At 42.0% G+C, this 21,509-nt stretch carries 19 protein-coding genes and 3 pseudogenes; 7 read left to right on the top strand and 15 right to left on the bottom strand.

The genetic code is table 11. The features are described 5' to 3' along the window. The 6 genes and pseudogenes from HMPREF3091_RS10850 to HMPREF3091_RS10825 all read right to left on the bottom strand — a co-directional run. Positions 1–257: pseudogene (locus tag HMPREF3091_RS10850) on the bottom strand (lactate utilization protein); the annotation flags it as partial. Further along, positions 248–985 (bottom strand): (Fe-S)-binding protein, encoded by a 738-nt coding sequence (locus HMPREF3091_RS10845; protein ID WP_070715833.1) that lies wholly within the window; start codon positions 983–985, stop codon positions 248–250. The pseudogene HMPREF3091_RS10850 and the gene HMPREF3091_RS10845, both read right to left, overlap by 10 nt. A 341-nt stretch (positions 986–1,326) precedes the next feature. Continuing rightward, a complete protein-coding gene (locus HMPREF3091_RS10840; protein ID WP_083321415.1) occupies positions 1,327–2,532 on the bottom strand; it encodes an IS91 family transposase in 1,206 nt (401 codons plus the stop codon). Positions 2,533–2,618: 86 nt separating this feature from the next. Further along, positions 2,619–3,260: a hypothetical protein gene (locus tag HMPREF3091_RS10835; protein WP_070715831.1), complete on the bottom strand. Its 642-nt coding sequence runs from the start codon at positions 3,258–3,260 to the stop codon at positions 2,619–2,621. Next, the gene (locus HMPREF3091_RS10830; protein WP_070715830.1) at positions 3,250–3,492 is read right to left on the bottom strand and encodes a hypothetical protein; all 243 of its coding nucleotides are present in this window, start codon (positions 3,490–3,492) and stop codon (positions 3,250–3,252) included. Before HMPREF3091_RS10830 ends, HMPREF3091_RS10835 begins: the two co-directional genes overlap by 11 nt. Positions 3,493–4,120: 628 nt before the next feature. Next, positions 4,121–4,531: an Exc2 family lipoprotein gene (locus HMPREF3091_RS10825; RefSeq protein ID WP_070715827.1), complete on the bottom strand. Its 411-nt coding sequence runs from the start codon at positions 4,529–4,531 to the stop codon at positions 4,121–4,123. A 174-nt stretch (positions 4,532–4,705) separates the two neighbouring features. Here HMPREF3091_RS10825 and HMPREF3091_RS23020 point away from each other — a divergent pair, with 174 nt between their 5' ends. After that, positions 4,706–5,929: a colicin-like pore-forming protein gene (locus HMPREF3091_RS23020; protein ID WP_070715824.1), complete on the top strand. Its 1,224-nt coding sequence runs from the start codon at positions 4,706–4,708 to the stop codon at positions 5,927–5,929. Positions 5,930–6,489: 560 nt separating this feature from the next. On the opposite strand, the gene HMPREF3091_RS10810 is transcribed toward HMPREF3091_RS23020, so the two are convergent. Together HMPREF3091_RS10810 and HMPREF3091_RS10805 are read right to left on the bottom strand one after the other, a co-directional pair. Continuing rightward, a complete protein-coding gene (locus HMPREF3091_RS10810) occupies positions 6,490–6,960 on the bottom strand; it encodes a hypothetical protein (RefSeq protein ID WP_070715819.1) in 471 nt (156 codons plus the stop codon). A 228-nt stretch (positions 6,961–7,188) separates the two neighbouring features. Next, a complete protein-coding gene (locus HMPREF3091_RS10805) occupies positions 7,189–8,145 on the bottom strand; it encodes a transcriptional regulator (protein ID WP_246839981.1) in 957 nt (318 codons plus the stop codon). An 850-nt stretch (positions 8,146–8,995) separates the two neighbouring features. On the opposite strand from HMPREF3091_RS10805, the pseudogene HMPREF3091_RS22195 reads away from it, so the two are divergent. Together HMPREF3091_RS22195 and HMPREF3091_RS10800 are read left to right on the top strand one after the other, a co-directional pair. Further along, positions 8,996–9,210: pseudogene (locus HMPREF3091_RS22195) on the top strand (microcin H47); the annotation flags it as partial. 280 nt (positions 9,211–9,490) lie between these two features. Next, positions 9,491–9,808, top strand: coding sequence for a hypothetical protein (locus HMPREF3091_RS10800; RefSeq protein ID WP_070715815.1), 318 nt, complete (start codon positions 9,491–9,493; stop codon positions 9,806–9,808). Between the two features lie 45 nt (positions 9,809–9,853). Here HMPREF3091_RS10800 and HMPREF3091_RS10795 read toward each other — a convergent pair whose 3' ends face one another. Genes HMPREF3091_RS10795 through HMPREF3091_RS10785 form a run of 3 tightly spaced genes read right to left on the bottom strand, consistent with a single transcriptional unit; the run spans position 9,854 to position 13,921 of the window. Further along, complete coding sequence (locus tag HMPREF3091_RS10795; RefSeq protein WP_070715813.1) at positions 9,854–10,534, bottom strand: CPBP family intramembrane glutamic endopeptidase; 681 nt, start codon at positions 10,532–10,534, stop codon at positions 9,854–9,856. Then, the gene (locus HMPREF3091_RS10790; RefSeq protein WP_070715811.1) at positions 10,531–12,651 is read right to left on the bottom strand and encodes a peptidase domain-containing ABC transporter; all 2,121 of its coding nucleotides are present in this window, start codon (positions 12,649–12,651) and stop codon (positions 10,531–10,533) included. Before HMPREF3091_RS10790 ends, HMPREF3091_RS10795 begins: the two co-directional genes overlap by 4 nt. Then, positions 12,644–13,921, bottom strand: coding sequence for an HlyD family secretion protein (locus HMPREF3091_RS10785; RefSeq protein WP_070715809.1), 1,278 nt, complete (start codon positions 13,919–13,921; stop codon positions 12,644–12,646). Before HMPREF3091_RS10785 ends, HMPREF3091_RS10790 begins: the two co-directional genes overlap by 8 nt. Before the next feature lie 349 nt (positions 13,922–14,270). Here HMPREF3091_RS10785 and HMPREF3091_RS10780 point away from each other — a divergent pair, with 349 nt between their 5' ends. The 4 genes from HMPREF3091_RS10780 to HMPREF3091_RS10765 all read left to right on the top strand — a co-directional run bounded on the left by HMPREF3091_RS10780 (position 14,271) and on the right by HMPREF3091_RS10765 (position 16,912). Continuing rightward, on the top strand, positions 14,271–15,416 hold the full coding sequence (locus tag HMPREF3091_RS10780) for a glycosyltransferase family 2 protein (protein ID WP_070715808.1): 1,146 nt from the start codon (positions 14,271–14,273) through the stop codon (positions 15,414–15,416). A gap of 8 nt (positions 15,417–15,424) precedes the next feature. Next, on the top strand, positions 15,425–15,790 hold the full coding sequence (locus HMPREF3091_RS10775; protein WP_070715806.1) for a hypothetical protein: 366 nt from the start codon (positions 15,425–15,427) through the stop codon (positions 15,788–15,790). After that, on the top strand, positions 15,780–16,109 hold the full coding sequence (locus HMPREF3091_RS10770) for a colicin V family bacteriocin (protein ID WP_070715804.1): 330 nt from the start codon (positions 15,780–15,782) through the stop codon (positions 16,107–16,109). Before HMPREF3091_RS10775 ends, HMPREF3091_RS10770 begins: the two co-directional genes overlap by 11 nt. A 458-nt stretch (positions 16,110–16,567) precedes the next feature. Continuing rightward, on the top strand, positions 16,568–16,912 hold the full coding sequence (locus tag HMPREF3091_RS10765) for a hypothetical protein (protein WP_070715802.1): 345 nt from the start codon (positions 16,568–16,570) through the stop codon (positions 16,910–16,912). Positions 16,913–17,000: 88 nt separating this feature from the next. On the opposite strand, the gene HMPREF3091_RS10760 is transcribed toward HMPREF3091_RS10765, so the two are convergent. The 4 genes and pseudogenes from HMPREF3091_RS10760 to HMPREF3091_RS10750 all read right to left on the bottom strand — a co-directional run bounded on the left by HMPREF3091_RS10760 (position 17,001) and on the right by HMPREF3091_RS10750 (position 21,483). Beyond that, on the bottom strand, positions 17,001–17,585 hold the full coding sequence (locus HMPREF3091_RS10760) for a hypothetical protein (RefSeq protein ID WP_070715800.1): 585 nt from the start codon (positions 17,583–17,585) through the stop codon (positions 17,001–17,003). A 1,348-nt stretch (positions 17,586–18,933) separates the two neighbouring features. Continuing rightward, positions 18,934–19,134: pseudogene (locus HMPREF3091_RS22190) on the bottom strand (transposase); the annotation flags it as partial. 300 nt (positions 19,135–19,434) lie between these two features. Next, positions 19,435–20,040, bottom strand: coding sequence for an HD domain-containing protein (locus HMPREF3091_RS10755; RefSeq protein ID WP_070715798.1), 606 nt, complete (start codon positions 20,038–20,040; stop codon positions 19,435–19,437). 288 nt (positions 20,041–20,328) lie between these two features. Beyond that, positions 20,329–21,483: an MFS transporter gene (locus HMPREF3091_RS10750; protein ID WP_168168184.1), complete on the bottom strand. Its 1,155-nt coding sequence runs from the start codon at positions 21,481–21,483 to the stop codon at positions 20,329–20,331. Positions 21,484–21,509: the final 26 nt, after the last annotated feature.

Below are 21,509 nucleotides of genomic sequence, written 5' to 3'. Positions count from 1 at the left end.
AAAAAAACATGCCCACCACATTTAGTAACATTTTCGGAAAGCTGATATAATAGGGCGTCAAGATTCTCCAGAACATATGCCCTAATCTGGGCTGCTCGTTCCCGCCAACTTTCCAGATGACCTAGTTCATCAAGTACTTTTTGTCGGTTAGCACCAATAGTATCTTGGGCATTCGCTATTGCGTTCTGCATTCCGGTATCTTTCACCTGACGGTGAATAAGAGATTTGTAGGGAAGGCTACTGGTTTTTATTGACATAAATTCACCTCAGTAGACATCAGCGCTTCGGCAATATGCATTACCCTTACAGAATATCCCTCACGAGCTATCCTTCCACCGATATTCAGCAGACAGCTGATGTCAGCACCAATCAGATAATCTGGCTTTACTGACATAATATTATTGACCTTTTCCTTTACCATCTCACCGGAGACGTCCGCCATTTTGACGGAGAATGTTCCACCAAAACCGCAACAGGTTTCCATATTATTAAAAGGTAATAATTCTAGTCCGCGAATGTGACGAAGTAATGTCAGCGGTTCCTCTTTTATTCCAAGTTTTCGAATTAAGCTACAGGACGGATGGTAAACGGCTTTGCCAGGAAGGCTTGCACCGACATCCTGAATGCCGAGGTCGTTAACAATAAATGATGTTAAGTCACGAATTCGCTCAGTAATCCGAGTAGCCCGAGTTGCCCATTGTGGCTCGTGTTTTAGATATTTTGGATAGCTCTTTATTGTATAAACACACGACCCAGCAGGTGCGACAATGGGGTCATTATTCTCCTCAAGCGCCCTAATAAGAGACTTCATAGCAGGAATTGAATTCTGAATATAACCACTATTTATTGCTGGCTGACCACAACAACCTTGTTTTTCGGGAAAATGGACAGTACATCCCAATTTTTCAAGCAACAGTACACAATCTTGGGCCATTCGGGATTTCAAAACATCGCCTAAACACGTTACGTAGAAATTAACGTTCATTATTTTTCCAGAAACCTACCAAAATGTTTAATGAGTGCGTAATTGTATGACAAATGTGACAAAAGTAAAACCTATTGTATAGACCTCCATTAGTAGTAGATGAGGGGGGGCACTTCTACTACTAAAGCTGTTGGCGGGGTTTGACGCTCAACGGAACGGTTTCACACGTTAAGGGCTTTTTGTCCATGGTTAGGAAATTGAATGTTATTTCTACTCGGCTTTTCTAGTGTTAATTTCCTGTGTTGATGAGCGATCCTCTGCTTTATTTGGCTGCGGTTATATAAATTTACAGCACTTCGGTGGTTTATTATTCAATTTTATGAATTTTAAGCAGATCTTCCCTATGCTGCCTGTTGTAACCATCGGCGTTTCTTAAATTCCTGACGCCGCATCTCCAGCAATATTTCTGCTCTGATACCCGTCTCCGCACTGTTAAACACCATCCTGCCGCCGCACAGTACGCACTCGTACGGATCTGTCCGCGTAAACTGTTTCATCAGCGACGCAAAGCCCGGTTTCGGTGGCTTTTCTTTCTGCACCATACCTAGGGCCGCATACACTTTCGGTAATAAAACGCCCCGTTTCCGGTTGGCCAGAAAGCCGTAATACCGCACCATTTTAAAATGTCGTGAGGGGATATGGCTGATATAGCGCATCAGCATCTCCTCCTGGCTCAAATATTGGATTTTATGCTGACCTGTCCGGTGGTCATAGTAATAATGAACCACTGTCCCGCCACTGTAGTGGCGTAATTTGGAGGCTGCAATCGGTGGCCGTTTCAGGTAACGGCCGAGATAATTGACGTTTTGCCGTGCGTGCTTTGTCTTCTTGGCAAAGTGAACTTTCCATCGCCGCTGATATTGTGATTCTAAAAACTGGCACCATTCCCTGTAGTCGCGGATATGCCTGTAGCCTACGGCGGCTAAATCCAGCGAAGCATAGTGCTGACGAAGCAGGGCAATGACAGCCTGACGCCAGTAACGCTCAACCACCTTCTTTTTAAAGAAAATTGAGCGCCATACGCCGTGTTTGTGGCATAACCCGCCACGGGTGACTGATAAATGGATATGCGGATGCTGGTTAAGCTGGCGTCCGTAAGTGTGCAGGGCGACAAATAACCCGATTTCAATGCCCATTTTTTCCGCCCATTTCAGAAGGGTATAGGCAGCACAAGCAAACAACTGATTGAGTAACGGCCAGTTAAGATTAAACGCCGGCCAGAGTTTATCGGACATGGTAAAGGTGATGTGCTGCCATTCGCAGTCGGGGAGGATGTGTTGCTGCTCTGCTATCCATTGCTCGGTGGCTTTCATGCCGCAGGCGCTGCAGCCTTTACTTTTGCAGCTCTGGCAGAAATATTTGGTGTAGGTGCAGTGAGCAGACTCACAGCAATAACGGCGTATCCCCATGGCACCGGTGCCGCAGACGAGCATGCGTTCAATGACCAGTTTAGTCCATTCGGGAATAGCCGTGCCGTGTTTGATGAGTAGCTGGTTCCAGCCGTCATCAATCAGAAAGAGAAGTTTTGCGGGGCGGGGAATATACATACACCGGATTATAACGGGAGACAATTACTGAGGAAAGCCATCAACTTACAGAGTCTTAGCTCCGCCGTAGGCGGCTATTGTTCAAATCAAGACGGTGTTAGGTTGGCTGGCCACTGAACATCGATGATATCGGCTTGGGTATGACTTTCATTAATTTGTACGCGTATATCTAGCCCTGCGTCGTAACAGGCCTGCAGCCACTGTGCCACCTGCAAGGGGTCCCCCTTGAGGCGACTCATTTGGCCAGCAGCGTTCCACAGCTGCAGGCAGGTTGAGCCATCAAGACGGATGACATAAACCCCACGCCAAGCGGTATGCCGGTTACCGTCAAGCTCAACGGGGATATCTATCGGTGCTTTCTCTGTGAGTTGTGTTGGGCGTGCTCCTCTCAGCGGGAGCACTCTGACTTCGCTTGCCCGACGCTCGGCTTCACAGCGGTCTTGCTCCTCGATGAGCAGAGGCACGGCAAGTTCCCGTCCCGTGTCGGTTAATTCCACGGCCAGCTGCAAATTAGGTGCCCGCAGGGTACGTAGCCAGCCTGCAGTTTCCATCCGGCGGCAGGAGGCGCGCAGGTTGGGACCGTAGACCGGAACCTCCCCACCCTGCGCCAGCAGATGCTCCAAATCCCGCGTACGAACGCGTTGAGTTCCGCGTTGTTCCATTGCGGCCAGCACAATCAGCACCCGCCGCTGCAGCGGTGATGGGTGGCGTACTTTCTCAGCGGACATCGGCTGGCGGCTCCTGACCGGCCAAGAGGCAAAGCTGCCTGTAATCTTCGCGACGCTGTTCATCCGTCTGTGACGTTTTCCAAGCCAGCTGAAACCAGAAATTAATCACCCCACTGCGGCAGCCCCGGTCAAACGCGTCCGGAGGTGTACTGGAGGAGGTGCTGTGCACCTTAAGCGCTTCTTTGGTTTCGGCCAGCAATTCGTCGTAGGTGAGGGTCAGTGGTCTGTCCATGATTTACTCCATGAATTAAAAATCAATGAGGTATCGAAATCATACAGTGAATAATTTATCTCTACTTTGGTAAATATCATATCAGATATGATTTTATGTATTTTATATAAAATCATATCTATTACCGCTTTCTCATCACGTAGATCCGATTTCTGGCAGAAACGGAAGCTCTAGCGGGAGGGGAAGAACGGTTTTTACTATTACTGTGAGTGGAAGGTGTGGAGAGTTAGTTTCAATCATGTTGCTGCAACACAGATGACTGATAAATAACAAAAAATAGCCATTATTACAAATGATAATCATTATCACTTGATCTTGGTGGTAGGTTTGTATATCGTAGTACTGGTTTTATATACAGTAATGGCGATATTTAAATCAATCTATCTAGCATCAGCGAGAAGATCAGTCACCTCAGCCCAAAAGTCGCCAAGTTATGCCGATGACGATTTTATCGGTTATCTATTGTCTAATTCGTAAAAAAAATAGATTTCAATCGTTACTTTCTATTATTGCTCCGTGAGCCACATTTCATAATAATTATTGTCGTTCAAGCAATAATTGACTTTATATTCACCCCACCCTAGACCCGAAAAAGCGGATCTTACTCAATAACGATAGAATCCCACTCTTATTTTCGGCCTTCATAGCCATCCCAATAAGCTCCAGCAGCTTCTTGGGACATCAATAACCGCCATTTCTTATTTTGTGACTGACTATACGTTTTGCCTGCAAATTTACTTTCCCGCTGGATAGCATCTAGAAACGCTGAGCTGGAAAAATAATCCGCTTGCTGTTGTGCTTGCTCGTGACTTATCCCTGCGAGCTTATCCTTCTTACCCTGTTGGTAAAATTGCTCAAACAAAGGCACTGACACTCTGACGGTCTCCTGCATCCGCGTTTGATAATTCGGGTCAAAGTCACTCTTTGACGCATAAACAAAGTGTTTAGCATGCCGTTCTGCACTCGACAGATGTTGAGAACAGCCTACCAAACTAAAAGAAAAAACAGCGACAGTTATCACAGTATTCAATGCTTTCATCACAAGCCTCTTATTTAAAAAAACATTTCCATCATAGCATTAGCAAAGTCATTATTTTGCATACCACTGTTGTTGACTTTCTTAAAAGTCAGGCATAGCATCAAAGTGCTGTATGTATAACAATGTTTTTATATACAGTATTTGTTTTTAACTAATGTCAAAGAGGAAAAGATTATGAGTGGTGGAGACGGTAAAGGTCACAACAGCGGGGCACATAGTACTGGCGGTGTAAACGGGCATTCGGGCAAAGGAGGTTCGTCTTCAGGTGGTGCGTCAGACCATTCAGGATGGAGTTCAGAAAATAACCCGTGGGGTGGTGGTGGTGGAACGATTGGTGGTGATCAGCATGGCAACGGTGGAGGAACGCATAGTGTAGGTCAAAGTACAACGACGCTTAGACCAGGTGAATCATATATGACGCCATGGGGAAAGGTTGTTGCTGATAAGGATGGTCGCCCAACGATGAACGGAACGGTGATGACGGAGGATAACTCATCAATGGTGCCTGACAACTATGGTGGCTATACTCGTGTTTTAAATTCATTAACTTTTGGTGTTTCAGGTCATGAACTTACGGGTAACAACAAGACTGGCCCCTGGAATCCAAGTCCAAGTAACCCAAACAGTTTTACCCCACCTCTAGGGAATAAATACCGTGGTAGTGGTTTTAAGTCGCTTGATGTTAGCTCAGTGAATGGTGTTGGTACATATACTATCCATTTATCTTCAGGTGGGATAATGACCGTAACTGTGAAAAATGGTGATCTCAATAATATGGATGTTCAATTTAGTCACTGGCACGGTTCTAAAAGTAGGGAGCGACAATTTGCAAAAGAAGTGGTCACTGATTATGTCCACTATAAAGAAATAGTAAGCATTACTGCTGATTTTTATAAAGAGATGACATCTAAGTATGGTGACAAATTAGCAAAAGAAGCCAAAGATCTTGCAGATTACGCTAAAGGAAAAACGCTCAGAAATGCTAAAGATGCTATCAAAGCATTTGATAAATACAAAGATGTCTTAAATAAAAAGTTTAGCGTTGCAGATAGAGAGGCTATTGCTAAGGCATTGGAGTCTCTTGATAAGGGGGAGATGGCAAAGCAGTTAGCACAATTTAGTAAAGCGTTTGGCCTTGTTGGTAAAACTATTCAATGGGGTGGTTTGGGCGCTGGTCTAGCAAAAGGTTTTAGAACCGGAAATTGGAATGATGCCTTCATCAGCGGTGAGGGTATCATTGCTGGTAAAATAGCATCCGCATTGGTCACGGTTGTTTTTAGTATGATGGCTGTCAACCCTATGGGTATTTTTGGCTTTGCCATGATAATGGCTATCACTAGTGCCCTTATTACAGATAAAAAGCTCAAAGAGATGAATGAATTCATCATGAGTTTATAAAAAAACGACTAAAGATGTGTTTTTTTCGACCACATCTTTAGTAAAAAATACAATGCATATATCCCTCCCAAAGGGATCGCTAACATTAAACAGATAAAAGAGAATAAGGCTTCCAACTTAGGGGTGCTAATATCATTTCCTATAATAAATCCCCATGTTTTTTTATTTATTACCTTACATGCTAAATTCTGAATGAAACACCTAGAAAATGGATAAAGAAACAAACTTACACCCAAAAATAAAGAATATAAAAAATTCTCTCTCGAATCATCTATAGGGTATATAAAAAACCATACCACTAATAGGATTGCGACTCCAAATAGTCCATAGGTGAAGTTCTTTATATAAACCTTTAAATTCATCTAATATGATCCTCATTTCGCTAGTTAGTATCCTACGACGAAGCCGGAGGTTTAGAGGAATATCTCAAACAGCCTCAAACTGTAGCTACGCCTCCACTGGGAAAATAACTGAAAGAAAATCCATTTTACTCTCGTGATGACATACACGTCATTTTATAAGTGATGTACAACTTGTTTTTATAAAACAACTAATAAATTTCATTTTGTAAAAACTGATCTTGATTTCTTTGAAAAAAACAAATAAGGCATTAAAATAAGTAGAAAAACGACTGTATCGAATATTAAGTGATCAACATAACCAAGTTCAAAAATATCAACATCTACTCCGACTATATAAATTCCGTATAAATAGCTAACGGCAGGGTATAATACATAAAACAAAGAAATATATAAAAATAAATACTTGGTAACTGTTTTTCTCTTAAAAAAACAAAATAAAAAAACAATGGATGCCAGTATTATTATGAAAAATAAAACCATTGATATTAAAAAATACCCTTTTACTTGAGAATCACTTTCAAGGGAAATGAATATATTGTAATATGTAAAAGTCAATTCAATTCTTGTGATTAGTATATAAAAAACAGCAAATGCTATTGCTAATAGTGAAAAGCCAAATCTTTCTTCTCTATTTATTTTCTTTGGTGCTATAGGATTATTTCCTGTCATTATTTATTACCTCTAAAATATTTCACCATCCCAAATAAAGCGCTACATCAATGCAGCAAATTCCTAGATACTTAACCCCCGCTCCCTACGCCCCTTCTAATACTATTACATTAGAAGCCACCTATGGAAGGGAGATAGTTGATCGGGGCAATATTCTTAAAACCGTACCGGTCTTCGGTGGCGTTTTCAACTTCTACATCAAGCCCTTTCTAGTTCAACAGTATTATATTAGAGATCTCCGTATAAACAACGTAGTCCGGTCAGGGCATCAGCCAGCACGCCTTCTCCGCTGCGTGAGATGAGTTCCTGAACCAGCGCTTCTGCGCCCTCCACCGGTAAAAAGATACGCAGCGCATCCAGCTCGATAGTCACCTCTCGGGTTGTGGTGGTCGGCGGGTAAAGCCTTACTGCATCCCCCGTCCAGCCTTGATGGAGCACCTCGGGAGCAGAGATGGTCCGCAGCAGCTCGCAGAATTGTGACCAGCCAACTAGCATAGCAAAATCTTGTCCTATTAGCAGCAAATAGAGGCGAGGCGTGTCATACCAACTACTGGTGCGGATACCGAGCTCCTGTCCCTGGATCTGGATCTGAAACTTGACGCTGCCTGTATCAAAGGTTTCTCGTACCGCCGGTACAATTGGGCGGACTTGATCCATAAACTCGCGTCGCCGGTCAAATGACCACTGGCGGGCATACATACACAGCGGGAAAATGGCTTGCAGGCGGGGTGTGGTAAACACGCCTGCAAGTACGTTATCGGGAAAAGTGTTCAGATCCAAACCGCCACTGGCGAGCGGGCGGAACAAATGCTCTGCATATTGCTGAGTGACTGCCGTTGTCAGGTGGGACTGAAAACTTTTCCATTCCGCACGCCAGTCATCGCCTTGGATACCGAATGTGCCCTTTAGATAGTGACTATCTACTGCATGACCATTTTCTAGTTGCCAGAATAGAAGTTCCCCAGTGATGTCGAGCAGGATCTGGAGCCGAGACCGGTTGACCAGTTGGGACTGACCGCGAGCATAGGCTGCGTAGGCTAAATCCAGCATGAAACGCAAGGTATCACGGGAAATTTCTGTTGTTCCGAGTGTCTGCCCAAGGATCAATTGCCGATAGAGTTTAGCGAGCGCAGCATCTGGATCAGTGACCAGTTGGAGATATTCCTCGGCGGCTGCGCTCCCCACAAGGCTGATTTCCATAAGTCGTTCGGCAAGGGCATTGACGGATGTGTTCTCGGTTGTTGCTCGATTTTTCAGACGCTCGATAAGGTTTTTTGGAAAACGCAGTGTCAGCTGACTTTGCATAGGGTTCTACCTTTTATGACCTCGTAATGACATAGAGGCAATTCATAAAATGAATCTTGTATATGAGATGCTTTTCATAATTTAAGATAAAAAATCATTTTATACTTGAGTAGTCAAATGAATGACATGATGTCATTCATTATGTTGTGAAATCATGTGACTTTCTCTATTTCCGGTCAGATCCGAAAAAAGTAAAAGTCGGAAGTTCCACATTCATTTAAATGAATCGACTAAAAATGCGTTAATGATTATTCCCTCATAACATGATTTTGTGACTAATGTCTCAAATATACTAATTTAGTGTTTTTTAATTTAAAAAATATAGTTAAATGAAACTCATTATCATTTCAGGGTGGTTGTTAGGATTTAAAATATAGAAATGTATCGCTCATGTTTCTCTATGAGAATTTTCATCTCTAACGGTGCCACTATAATCAGCAGAATTTTTCACTTTGATTAATGAAGGTAAAAAGTGAATAGACTTAAAAAATTTTACTTATCCAATATAGTAGGGCTCGGATTGGCTATTTTTTTTACCAGCTTTTCCTCACTTCATTTTTTATTCGATGGTCATAATTACCAATATTATGATGTTATATCATCAATAGTGTTGTTTTTTGGTTTTAAATATATCTGTTTAATAATCATTGGCTTTTTAGTCAAGGATGAATAATTTTTTAAAACCATAAAGAAGTGTCATATATCTGTTATATCCTTACAAGGAAATGTTATGAAAGTTATTGATGAACAACTTTTGACAGCAATATCGGGGGCAGGAGGCGCACCAGCAACACCTGCGAATACTATTGGCACCTCAATGATTGTGGGTGCAATTAGCGGTATACCTGGTGGTCCAGGGGCATGATTGGGGGCGCTGTTGTTGCAGGTTCTCTCGCTGCTATCGGAATGATTAATTCTAAAGAATCAGTCATTGGAGGCGGTTCCGATACTGGGCGACCACCTTCAGGGGTAACCTTACCATGGTGTATGAGGGGAAATTCTTGCCATTCGGCGTATAATTAACATCTAAGAAAAGATAATCAAAATGAGTAGAGGGATGCTAAATGCTTTTTAATTTTATGAAAACATTTATTCTATTTCTGATTATTCAATGGATATCAGGTAATGGATTGACGTTTAACGTGTTCCTGTACTCATTTGGTGGGGCATTGGTCTACTTACTTTTACTTGTCTTGATGAATTATTTTTCTAAAAGGAATACACAATGAAACAACTAAATTATAGTGAGTTAGAAATGGTATCGGGCGGAGTCGACCGAGATGCAGTCGTTGCCGCAGGAACTATTGGTGGTGGTCTGTTAGGACAAGCAACACGATTGCCTAATGGCGGTTTATATGGTTCCACTATTGGTGGATATGTTGCTGGGAAAGGGTATGACGCAATTGCAAACTCCCCTACGATAAATATACCGAATATTCCTATTAATCCAGCACAGCACTCCCTCCCTTGGGGAAAACCACCTATTCCTCCCATCTGCCGTACAGGCGCTCGTTTTTATGAACCTATATGTAACGGACTCTAAATATTCTATAGCCCCGTATTTAGGGGCTATATATCAGACTTTATATTATAGGGTGTACATCAGGTATTGAGTACCTATTACCACACCATTCATCACCATATGTAAGACTATCGGCATCAAAATGCCTTTGGATTTCACTCTGGCTGCCACAAGTGCTAATGAAACTAAAAATAAAATAAATAATGTTCTCATATCCGAATATTGAGTATGTAACACCGAAAACAACACCGAGACGGCAACCGCCGAGCCATAAATATTTTCATTAAACCAGTATTTAAACGCGTTAAATAAACACCCGCGGAAGACTATCTCCTCATAAATAGGCACGATAAAAATGAGTGGAAGATTAGCCAGCCAGAATGCGGAGTGGTTTAATGACACCTGCTCGACTATCCAGCTTTCTGCTTTTCGTATGCCGAGTAGATATGGTGCAACAAACTGCAATAGTAGAATGGTCCCCAATAAGATAAAAAACGCCTTAGGGAAAAAATGTCCTTTGCCCAGTCCCTCTCTATTTCTGAAAAATAAATAATACAGGGGCACAATGATGATAAATTCCATGCCATAGAGCAAGGGAAAGAGTAACCCCCTATTCATTAAATCTATGCGGTTGCTCAATAATGCCGGAATAAAGGTGATGGCCACCATTAACAAAAACATCGAAAAGCATCCGGCAACCGCTTTGGTTTTGTTGATATACTCATCACTGTAGTGAACTTTATTCATGATGGTTTACCTTCATTTTCATCGAGTACGATGACGCGTTCCGCCATCGCGATGGTTGACTCCCGATGTGCAATGATGACACGGGTTATATTGAGCTGCTGTATGGCCAGATTAACCGCCAGCTCACTGTCTTTATCTAACGCGCTGGTTGCCTCATCCATAAACAAGATACCGGGTTTTCGATACAGCGCCCGGGCAATAAAGATCCGTTGCTTTTGTCCTCCGGATAATCCTTCCCCCAGTTCACCAATTAATGTCTCATAGCCCATTGGCATGGTGAGAATGGTGTCATGAATAAAACTGGCTTGGGCGCAGGCTAGCATCCATGCCTCGTCACATTCATCCATAAAGCCGCAGATATTCTCTCTAATCGAGCCTGAAAACAGTTTGTCATCTTGCATCACGCAGCCAATCATTTGCCGATAGTTGTTCAGCCCTAACTGCTCAATATCATTCCCATCCACGAATACCTGACCCGTTGTCGGCGAGAATAGTCCACACAGGACTTTCATGAGCGTTGTTTTTCCCACGCCGGATGGGCCCGTTATCGCGACGCTTTCACCGGGCTTTATGTGGAGGGCTAATCCACTAAAAATAGCGGTGGATTGGCTGTCGTAGCGGTAGCTTAAGTTTCTCGCCGTTAACTCGATGGGCTGCATGACTGACTCAATAGAGCGTGGCGGCTTCGTCTTTTCTTGTTCGTTCAGCGCGATATCAGCAATGCGTTCATTGTGGAGGCTCATCATTCTTAACTGGAATAGAAAGCTGATCAGCGAGCCGACACGCTCGCTGAACTGGCCTCTAAATGCGCCAAATGCCACAAACATACCAATGGTCATCTGGTTGTCTATCACCGCGCTTATCCCCAGCCATAGGATGACCACCTGATCACAGGCTGAGATCAGGGTATTCAGCCCGCCGAAAAGCAACTCCAGCTTGGTGACTTTTATTCCGGTATTGATGGTATCAATTTCAAGGTTTAGCCAACGTGTGCTCCGTCTTTCGGTCATTCCCTGCATTTTGATGGTCGCAATACCATACAGGGTTTCCATGAAGTATGAGCTCGCACGTGCCCCTCTCACCAGAGACTCCTCAGAGAGTTGACGATGGTAGGGATAGGCCAACAACCGTATCAGCACATACAGTGAGGTAAACCCTAAAACCACCCACGCCAGCCAGCCCCCATACAGTACCAGCATAATGAGAACGCCCACGACCAGAATACCGTCCATGAGAGCACCCACCACACTGCGGGTAAAGGTATCGCGTAATGTATCGAGTGAACCAAAACGTGATTGGATATCCCCCAGACGACGTCGTTCGAAATACGCCAGAGGCAAGCGCAGAAGGTGGTTGAATAACCCCGCCTGCCATTGCACGTTGATTAACGTCCCCATGACCAGTGATGACCAAGCACGCGCCATGCTTATTGCGGAACGGAGTAAAATGAAGAACATCAACCCAAGGCATATCAGCGTCAATAGGCCTTTATCGCCGGCCGGAATAGCATGGTCCATCACCAATTGTGTGCCGATGGGCATCACCAGACTGATGGTTTCAATCACCAGTGAGAGCGCAAAAATCTTGCTCAATGTTCCTTTAATATGGTGGACGCTGTTAATCAGCGAACCTATTCGAAACGTGTTTTTGTCTGTTTCTGCGGTAAATTCACTTCCTGGCCACGCTTCAAGGGCAACGCCGGTGAAATAACGTGACATTTCTGTCCGCCCCACGGCGCGTCTCCCCCGCGCGGGATCATGCAGAACATAGCGATGGCGTTTGACGCTCACTAAGACCACAAAGTGGTTGAAATCCCAATGTAAGAGGCAAGGCGTCTTCAGTGCGTTAATTTCATCTAAATCAAGCGATACGGGGCGCGTCATCATACCCAACTCCGTGGCCATGCTGATGAGGCCAGCCAATGTGGCTCCGCGTGTAGACACATTAAAACGTTGCCCGAGGGCAATCAGATCGACAGCCTTACCGTAATAGCCACAGACCATTGCTAGACAAGCTAATCCGCACTCCGATGATTCTGTTTGGTGTATGACGGGAACGGGGAAGCGCCACGTCATATCCAGCTTGTTGACTAGGGTCTTGAACGCGTTTCTAGTCATTGACCGGCCCTACCGCGCTGTGTTGCATGTCATAGAAGGGGGATAGCATCCATTGATAGATTTTTCGTTTTTCCAAAAATAGCGTGCCTTGTGCTTTCATTCCGTTTTCAAGGGCACGCGCCTTGCCATCATAGATGATAGTTTGTTTTTGCGGACGCGCGAGCACTTTGTAATAGGGGATAGCGTTTAACGCCGTAGTTTTCGGCGCACCTTGATAGGTCATCATTTCCTGTGGGGACGCAGGGGATTTTGACACTTGAGTGATGGTGGCGCTGAACTGGCCAAATTTTTCGGCTGGAAAGGCATCGTAGCGGACATTTACCCGGTCACCTTCGGCAAGATAAGGTAGGGCATCATTAGGCACCCAGAAGACCAATGAATAATAGGCAATATGCTGAGGAAGTAGCTGAGCAAGGCTATCGCCGACATTGACCATCTGCCCGACCGTCACACTGAGCGAGTCCACTTGCCCATCCGATAGTGCCCGGATAATCAAATCGCCACCGGCCTCTGTCGTCAACTTCTCTTTTAGTAATTCATGACGTTGAAGCTCCATTTGATAAATCCGGTTATCAAACTCGGCGGATTGGATCTGCAATTGACTTTCCAGTGTACTAATCTGCAGTGCATTTTGCTCATTTTGGCTGCTGAGACCTAACAGGTTATTTTGTTGCTGGTAATATAAAGCCACCTGATTGGTTAACTGATCTTTATTAATGAGACCTCGCGCCTGATAGCGTTGATAGTTTTCCATATTGTCTTTCATGATAGCGATACCTTCCTCCGCTTTTTTTAGTATTGCTGAAGAGCGCTGATAGGCATCAATATATTGTTCCTTTTGAGCTGCTAAGGAAGAAAGCGTGGCGTGCTTGCCTATTTCCAGTCGAGATATAATGTTTTCAATATTATTGAGCTGACTCTCAATATCTTTGCGTTGATTATCACTGACCACGCCCTGCAATGTGCTTCTGCTGATATCTAATTGATAAAGAGGATCCCCTTTTTTTACTCGGTCACCTTTGTGTACGAACTGTTTTACAACAAATCCCTGTGCACTGGAGTAGATATTGATAGCGCGTGGGAAAGAGGTGATTTCGCCGCTGACATTGGCTCTGCGGGTATAGGTTCCACCGCTCACAAAGAATAAGAAGAGCAGAAAGAAAATGAGGCAACCGACAATGATTAGCCACGGTGGAATACCGGGTAAGAGAAGAGCTCTGCCACGCCAGCGTAACTTTTGATTATCAATTGCTTCCTGCCTAAATAGCATACTTCCTCATGGAGACAATAGGATTGGAGATCCTAAGCGACTTTATCAATCATAAATCAATATGGTAATAAGTATCATTATCATGTGCGTTTTGTAAAGACACGTCAAGAACCGATGAGGATTTCAAGTTTTGGAACGCTTTTTACCCATATATGACCTCTGGTAGGCACTTCTGTTTTGACAATTGAAACGACATGGACAGAAGAATGACATTAACAATGCCAGATGTATCAAGTAGTTTGAATGTGATCCTGATCACGTTTGTTGTGATTTTTTGTATACTTATGTAAGCTCATATCATTAAATGAAAATCATTATCATTGTTGTAATGCGTTTTCAGGAGGCGGGGATGAGAAAAGACTATTCTCATTTAACAATAACGGCCGCCGTTATTGTTAAAAATGAAGAGCGTTGCATTGCCCGTTGTATAGATAGTTTGCTGCCCGTTTTTGATGAAATCATTGTTATTGATACAGGCTCACAAGACGCTACGTTAGCGATCTTAAGCGAGTCGAAATATTGCCAAACAGTGAAGTTATTTCAAACGACTTGGGATGATGATTTTTCCAAACCACGCAATCTTGCAATAGGTAAAGCCCACGGGGGCTATATTTTTTTCATTGATGCTGATGAATGTGTTATTTCATCCAAAGACGAAGTGTTAAATGAGTTTTATAAAATAGATGCGTTAACTTACAAAGATAAAATAGTGTTATGCCCTACCATTCAAGATCACAATGGCAATGAATCTAAATCTGTTCGTAGAGCATTTATCAATAATAGAAAATTTTATTTTTTCGGCGTTGTTCATGAAGAACTACGATTAACTGATAATACACCTCCTTTTGATGCTCATATAAATGTTACTCTTTCTCATGATGGTTATCGCTCTGATGTGATAGCTGCTAAAAATAAGAAAGTAAGAAATAATATGCTTAATGAAAAAAACTTGGTGCTCGAGCCAAATAATCTTCGCTGGGCATATTTTTATGCACGAGATAAACTGGAATCAACTTGTCTAAATGAAATATACGTTTTTTTAGAAAACAAGATAAAAGTGGACAAAGATATAAGGATAACGCGAGGTAATATAAGGGAGGATAACTATACCTTTTCTATTCTAGATATTATGGTTCAGGCTAAACTTCGCTTAATGGACTTTGATAGTGATTTTGAATCGCTCATCGAATTAATGAATGAATTTATACCCTATAATAGTAACGGGATATATTACTCGTTAGTATCTGACATTTTTAGGTGGAAGGTAAATGTTCGGCATCGTGTTAAAGAAATTATAGAATATAAGAAAGATGTAAGAATCGTGAATAATGACATGCTCCACTCTGGTGGTTTACATCTGGATTCAATTTTAGCGATATATCTTTATGAAATGGGGATGGCTCAGCAGGCTAAGAAATTGTTAATAAGTGTGAAATCAAGTGGTTTTCAAACGGAGCTATCTGAGAATTACTTGAATACCATGCTGAATAAATAAGGATGGAGATGGAAAAGAAAAAAATATATTTTATTTATATGCCTAGCCCTACTTTAGGACGTAGTCCTATGCAAGGTATAGGAGGCGGATTATTTGCTTATTATAGAGAAGATAAATATCTAGCAGCACTAAATATACATCTTAACAGAAATAATTATAACTGGGTTGCTGAGCGTGATGATACTGAATCTGATATTGAACAGTTAATTAAGCAAAGCGCTACATTGCTGGTATGTGCGCCTGGACTAAGATTTCAGTTTTATAGAAATGGTTTTAATAAAAAAAATATCATCTACCTTAGCACTATGGAGTATATGAATAACGATGTTAAACCTGTAATAAAGAGAATAAAGGAGATTGAGAGTGAAAAATAATCACGAAGTTGTTTTGAAAGAAATCACAGACGAATTAGAGTTGTTGATGGTATCTGGCGGAAAAGGAAACGGAGACTGGGCTACCGGAGCCCAAGCCGTATGGGGAGCCACAGTGGCTGGAGTGGCATCATCAATGGGATATAGCTGTTCATATCCTGCACCAGTTTATGGTCCTAGCAATCCTACCCCAACAGGTTCTGGCCTCTGTACTGGGGGAAAACCGTGGAAAGCAAACGGTGGAGATAGCGATGCTTATAACTATGCAAAAGGTCGCCCATGTTTCTTTGATCCCCATAATGATAATGATGTTTGCTATTGAATGGTGAATGTTAATAACGTTTTTTCAATAGGAGATATATACCCCTATTGAAAAACAGGCTCATCTATATGTCCACATGGTGATGATTAGTATTGAATTATATTACTCGCTAACCCATGTCCATTTTAGGTATATGGCGAATATTCTGCAGTATAGAATAAAATAAAGATATCAGCGTGGTGAATCATGATTAACGTGACTAACATCCTCATTATTGTATTGGAGAAAACAGCAAAATGAGAAAGCTAAACCAGTGTTTCTTGAAATGGCTAGATAAAACTGGTGTTTTTTATTTAATATTATCTGCTGTTTTTGCTATTAGTGGTGAAATGGGTGAGACCGTAACTTACTTACTTATAATTTGCTCTATCATGGGGTTATTTATGGTTTTTTTTTGAGATGAAATTTAAAAATTAATTCTGATACCAATAGCAAATTTTTAAACTAAAGGAGATTATATGAAAGTATTAAATTCGGAACAACTTTTAGTGGTATCTGGTGGTGTTGACCATGGCGAATTGGCAGCCGGTGCCGTGGGGCAGTTTATCGGTGGTACTGTTGGTTCTGAATTTGGGCCACTAGGCACTAGAGTTGGTCAGGCGGCAGGTGCTTTTGTTGGTAAAGAAATTTATACAGGTATTCGTGATGGTTATAAAACAGCGCCAGGGATCAGTAGTGGACTAGGAGGATTTAATCCGAATTACAATCCCGGACTAATTAGTGGCGGTTTCGGACATCCTCCTGCCGGAGTCACGTTACCGTGGTGCATGATGGGCAACAAAGATCGCCCTGGGTGTAATTAACGGGGTTTGACGTTCAATGATGTAAAAAATGCTTCCGCTACATCGCTATCTAGTGCCCCTTATTAAGGGAGCACTATGCTAACTGTAGTCAGAACTCGCGCCACGGTAGCGTTGGTAGTAAACGCGCTTCCCTAATAGCGTTCACGTCGGCGATAAACCGTTCTTCTTCTATATACCAGAACAGGTGACGGCGAAATACATTCAACACTGGTAGCTCACGGCCGGCGGCTTCAATGAATAGAGCACAGGTCAGGGAGATCCCCTGCGGCAGTAACGGAATACCGGTATCTATCTGGAGTACCCGCAGTGACAGCCAAGGTACAGCGGCCATCATGATGCGCTGGAGATCGCCTTCGCTACGGATATCCAGCAACCGACAGTACTCACGGTTTTCGGCCAGCGTATGACCCGCGTCATACCAGTTTTGCGTGAGGGGCAGACCGGTGACGGTCGACAACTCTCTATCCATTAGCGCGACCAGCTCACTGCTGCGCGAGAAGTTTCCGATCAGATCCCCAAACGACGCCGACAAAAATTCCTGAATATAATCACTTTTGGATTTACCCGCCGCTTTTGCCTGTGCAGTGATGGCCACATCGACGTCGGTTGGGATATGCCGGACAGTCAGAGTGGAAAATGCTGCATTTTTCGTTTTATTTAATCTCTCACCCACTTTGTAGCTCCTTACGATAACAATACAAAAAAGATTAAATTGATTTAAATGTGAAATTTTGAATCAAATATCATATTTTGCATCATAATCAAAAATATCATGGATTTCATCGCATTTTGCAGCTTTGCTATTGTATTTATTTTCTACTGATCCGATTTATGGTAAAGTCGGAAGCTCTGGGGTTATGACGGCTAGGAATGGACTGTTCAAGACAATTTCTTTGAGAACTGAATATTGTTAGCATTAATTATTTATGGACGTGCTTACGGGTCATTGTTTGGTAAGTTCCCCATAAGATCACAAATCTAATTGGGATCTCAAAACTAAAACTGGATCTGGCGAAGGGATACAGAGTTGGTGCTTAACTCACTATATTCGGTTAATGCTTATTCTTTGCCGTGAGGGATATTACAATTAGAGTTTCTGAATATTTTAGTTCGATATCTTAGCTTATTATCCACACAATATGAAAAGTATATCCCCCTTTATGAAGCCAATTTACCATAATCTGGCACATGTATTCATTGGTTGTTGGCCTAACTAGTATTTCGCAACAGAAAACATCTTCCTAGCAGCCCAAGAGTTATTACTCATTATAGCGAAGGTTGAGAGGTTTACTCCTCTTAAAATTAAAATCATGGCAGCGTTACTATAATAAATTTTTTATGTAATGAAATGTGTATTCCTGGCGGTTTGATTTATACATAACACTGTTTATCAATAGATTACGTTCTGCATGCATATTGTGCTTACTTACTTACTTACTTACTTAATAAATAAGATTTTTCCTCATGACGCTGACTATGGATTAGATCGTTGGAGACGATCAATTATGTGTAATTCAATTGGCCATATCGATCAAATATTTGTTATTGATCGTTTTTGACGATCTGTATACTAGTGGTTAAATAAGTTACTTTCCGTAACTTATCGATAGAACTGGTTAATTACAGAAAAAAATCACGTTGTTTGTATGCACTCAGAACTTTAGGCATCAGCAGCGAACTCGTTGACGATATTGGCTAAGTCTTGGATATATTATGTTTTCTACCCCTGATTATTTCTTGTTGTCGCCGTCGATAAAGCTATATTCGGCCTCGGCATACTTCGCCATAGGTATAACGGCATTATTACCTGACGCTAACTGGATGATTATGCCATTTGATTATAATTATTCTCATTTTCACTCCGGTGATGCAGCATATCACCTTATATCCCTAAACGGTTGTTCACCCGCCGATATCGGCCGAAGCTTGCAATGGTTACAAAGGATATCTCACGAACTAAGTTTTCCCGCTTTACTTTTGGTCGATGAAATATCACCGTTAATACTTCAACAAACGACAGGTAAATCTAACTCGGCGTAGCTTTCTCGCAACAGTTTGATGACGGCCTGACGCCAGTAAGCCTCGACGACCTTCTTTTTGAAGTAAATCGGCCGCCAGACGCCATGCTTAAGACATAACCCGCCGCGGGTCACGGATAAATGAATATGCGGGTGCCGATTAAGTTGTCGGCCATAGGTGTGTAGCACCACGAACAGACCAATTTATCTTCTATCTTTGTTGGTTAAATTCTAACTTTCCAGATAAATATTGATTATAACAATCTTTACTATATATAAACCAAGGTTTGTAAAATTCACAGAATGTATTTAATAAGAATTTCTTATTATAATTTTATAGACATGATGCACAGATTTTCTAACAGCAAGATCATGGTCTATTAGCGTTCCATCAATATCAAAAAATATCATGACTATACCACTCTGTTTGTTACAATAAGATAAATATAGAGTTTATATGTCAAAGTGTTAAAAGTTGTTTTACAAAATTTAAGAACTATACAATTAATCGTAGAGTTTTTTACGTTTTGATATTTGTGCTAAACGATTGATTTTTCTAGTCTCATTATTCAAATGACTTCTTATTTCCTTTGTAAATTCATCAAAAGAAGTAAGGTTTTCGCCGTAGGTCAGATTATAATTGTAGTCGAAATCATCTTGATTAATACCAATAATATGCTGGAATATAGTTTCAAACCTATCAAGTGCTTTTACTAGTCTTGCTTCATTTGTCTCACCTTTTGCGTATTCATCATACAGGGATAATAGATTACAAGCGAGCGTTTCAGGTAGATAATCCGTGATGTTATTCATGGCAATAAGTTCATCCTCTTCTTTTTTGGATTTGTTATCATTCTCCGGTGCTGGGATGTCACCAGTTATAGACTCTGCAATATCATGAATAATACAGAATGAAAGTATTTTCACGTGATCTAAATCAGGGTATTTTTCTATTATCAATAAAGCTAGAAGACTTAACATCCAAGAGTGTTCTGCTGTGCTCTCCTGTCTACCATTAGAAGTATGAGAAGTGCGTAAAGTATTTTTTAAATTTTCTGTTTTAGAAAGAAAATGAAATATATCAATTATATAATCTCTGTTATTAGGCATCTTTTTCCCTGCGTATTTTTTTGTAATTTAACTTGGCATGATTTTCATCAAGTTTTGTAATTTCTACGGAATACACCTTACGATCTTTATAATCATGGGTGTTTATTAAAGCACTAAGCAATATTTTATAAAGTAAATGCATGTGAGCATATGCCATTGTTTTTAAAAACAATTTTTTTGATGGGGAGTGTATTTATTCTTTAATTTCATTGTAGTGAAAACTACTATATAAGAGAACAAAAGGTGTTAATTTCATTTGAAATTACTCGGTTCTAAGTATTAATTAGATCAATATGGCTTTGACGGTATAACGGCTAAGAGCAAAACTGCAATAAATTGCATGAACATCACGATGGCTGCTAGAGACGCCAGACCATAAGTGAGGAAAGGGGCTGTCAAAAGAGACCCCAGAGTAATCATAGTAAAAGTGAAAAAGGCAATCAGAGCGGCCCCTCTTGCATTGTTGTCTCCTGAAATTACAATACCACGGTAAAATCCAGTCGGGCCTCTTAGTCCAATTGCAATCCCCATTGGGGCAAACAGCACTGCTAAAATATAGGTGCTAGTGCCACTCAGCATGCCATATCCGGTCAGTGCAATGGCACTTGATAGGGCCAGACATGTACCTACCATGATGACTTTATCTGCACCGTATCTTTCTGCCAGCCTTGGGGAGAGATTTGCTGCCACGATGTATCCAGTAATATTAGTGACCTGCATAATGATGAAATCATTGAGGGTACCGTGCATCGTCAGTGTGATAACCGTTGGCGCGCCAAAAACAACTGTAACCATCCCACCGACCGTCAGAGCATGGGTCAGTGCATAACGCAGGTAGATAGGATTTCGCAATAGACCTATGAAATCTCCTGAGGAACGGTCGCGGTGGTGCCTCTCAGGAAGCTTCTGAATCATTACCATTCCAGCCGCAGCGACAGTCAGTATCGCCAGCAACTTGAAAGAAATACTCCAATCAAATAAATCCAACAATATGACCCCAGCCAGTGGGGCAACGGCCGGGACCAGTGCCTGAATACTCCCCAAAAGGCCAATAGCACGGGCTGTCCTGCGCTCATCAAATAACTCTCGGATAAAACCAGGGATGAATACCGGTGCTGCTGCTGAAGCTATTCCTTGGACAAACCGGGTTGCTACTAATACGGATACATTAGGTGCATACGTGCATCCGAACGAAGCCAGTGAGAAGATACACAATGCGGAACAAAGTAGTTTCTTTCTGCTGAAATAATCGGAAAGACGGCCAAATAATAATAAGCCACAAGCATTGCCTCCCACATAGGCAGAAAGTATCCACTGAGATACATCTGGCGTGGTATGAAAGACCCTTATCAGTTGCGGAATAGCAGGCAACACAAGATCTGTACCGGCAATGGACGTCATCACACAAAGGACAAGACAAAAAAATATTGGCACCTTTTTCACTTCACTCCCCATACCTTATCGCGGAC

Source organism: Hafnia sp. HMSC23F03 (assembly GCF_001816025.1).
Classification (GTDB): Bacteria; Pseudomonadota; Gammaproteobacteria; order Enterobacterales; family Enterobacteriaceae; genus Hafnia; species Hafnia paralvei.
This window is presented reverse-complemented; position numbering and strand designations above follow the sequence as displayed.

What these genes read in the sequence shown, in the direction of transcription:
- HMPREF3091_RS10845 (WP_070715833.1), bottom strand. Translation starts at nt 985, where the DNA reads ATGAACGTTAATTTCTACGTAACGTGTTTAGGCGATGTTTTGAAATCC.
- HMPREF3091_RS10840 (WP_083321415.1), bottom strand. Translation starts at nt 2,532, where the DNA reads ATGTATATTCCCCGCCCCGCAAAACTTCTCTTTCTGATTGATGACGGC.
- HMPREF3091_RS10835 (WP_070715831.1), bottom strand. Translation starts at nt 3,260, where the DNA reads ATGTCCGCTGAGAAAGTACGCCACCCATCACCGCTGCAGCGGCGGGTG.
- HMPREF3091_RS10830 (WP_070715830.1), bottom strand. Translation starts at nt 3,492, where the DNA reads ATGGACAGACCACTGACCCTCACCTACGACGAATTGCTGGCCGAAACC.
- HMPREF3091_RS10825 (WP_070715827.1), bottom strand. Translation starts at nt 4,531, where the DNA reads ATGAAAGCATTGAATACTGTGATAACTGTCGCTGTTTTTTCTTTTAGT.
- HMPREF3091_RS23020 (WP_070715824.1), top strand. Translation starts at nt 4,706, where the DNA reads ATGAGTGGTGGAGACGGTAAAGGTCACAACAGCGGGGCACATAGTACT.
- HMPREF3091_RS10810 (WP_070715819.1), bottom strand. Translation starts at nt 6,960, where the DNA reads ATGACAGGAAATAATCCTATAGCACCAAAGAAAATAAATAGAGAAGAA.
- HMPREF3091_RS10800 (WP_070715815.1), top strand. Translation starts at nt 9,491, where the DNA reads ATGAAACAACTAAATTATAGTGAGTTAGAAATGGTATCGGGCGGAGTC.
- HMPREF3091_RS10795 (WP_070715813.1), bottom strand. Translation starts at nt 10,534, where the DNA reads ATGAATAAAGTTCACTACAGTGATGAGTATATCAACAAAACCAAAGCG.
- HMPREF3091_RS10790 (WP_070715811.1), bottom strand. Translation starts at nt 12,651, where the DNA reads ATGACTAGAAACGCGTTCAAGACCCTAGTCAACAAGCTGGATATGACG.
- HMPREF3091_RS10785 (WP_070715809.1), bottom strand. Translation starts at nt 13,921, where the DNA reads ATGCTATTTAGGCAGGAAGCAATTGATAATCAAAAGTTACGCTGGCGT.
- HMPREF3091_RS10780 (WP_070715808.1), top strand. Translation starts at nt 14,271, where the DNA reads ATGAGAAAAGACTATTCTCATTTAACAATAACGGCCGCCGTTATTGTT.
- HMPREF3091_RS10775 (WP_070715806.1), top strand. Translation starts at nt 15,425, where the DNA reads ATGGAAAAGAAAAAAATATATTTTATTTATATGCCTAGCCCTACTTTA.
- HMPREF3091_RS10765 (WP_070715802.1), top strand. Translation starts at nt 16,568, where the DNA reads ATGAAAGTATTAAATTCGGAACAACTTTTAGTGGTATCTGGTGGTGTT.
- HMPREF3091_RS10755 (WP_070715798.1), bottom strand. Translation starts at nt 20,040, where the DNA reads ATGCCTAATAACAGAGATTATATAATTGATATATTTCATTTTCTTTCT.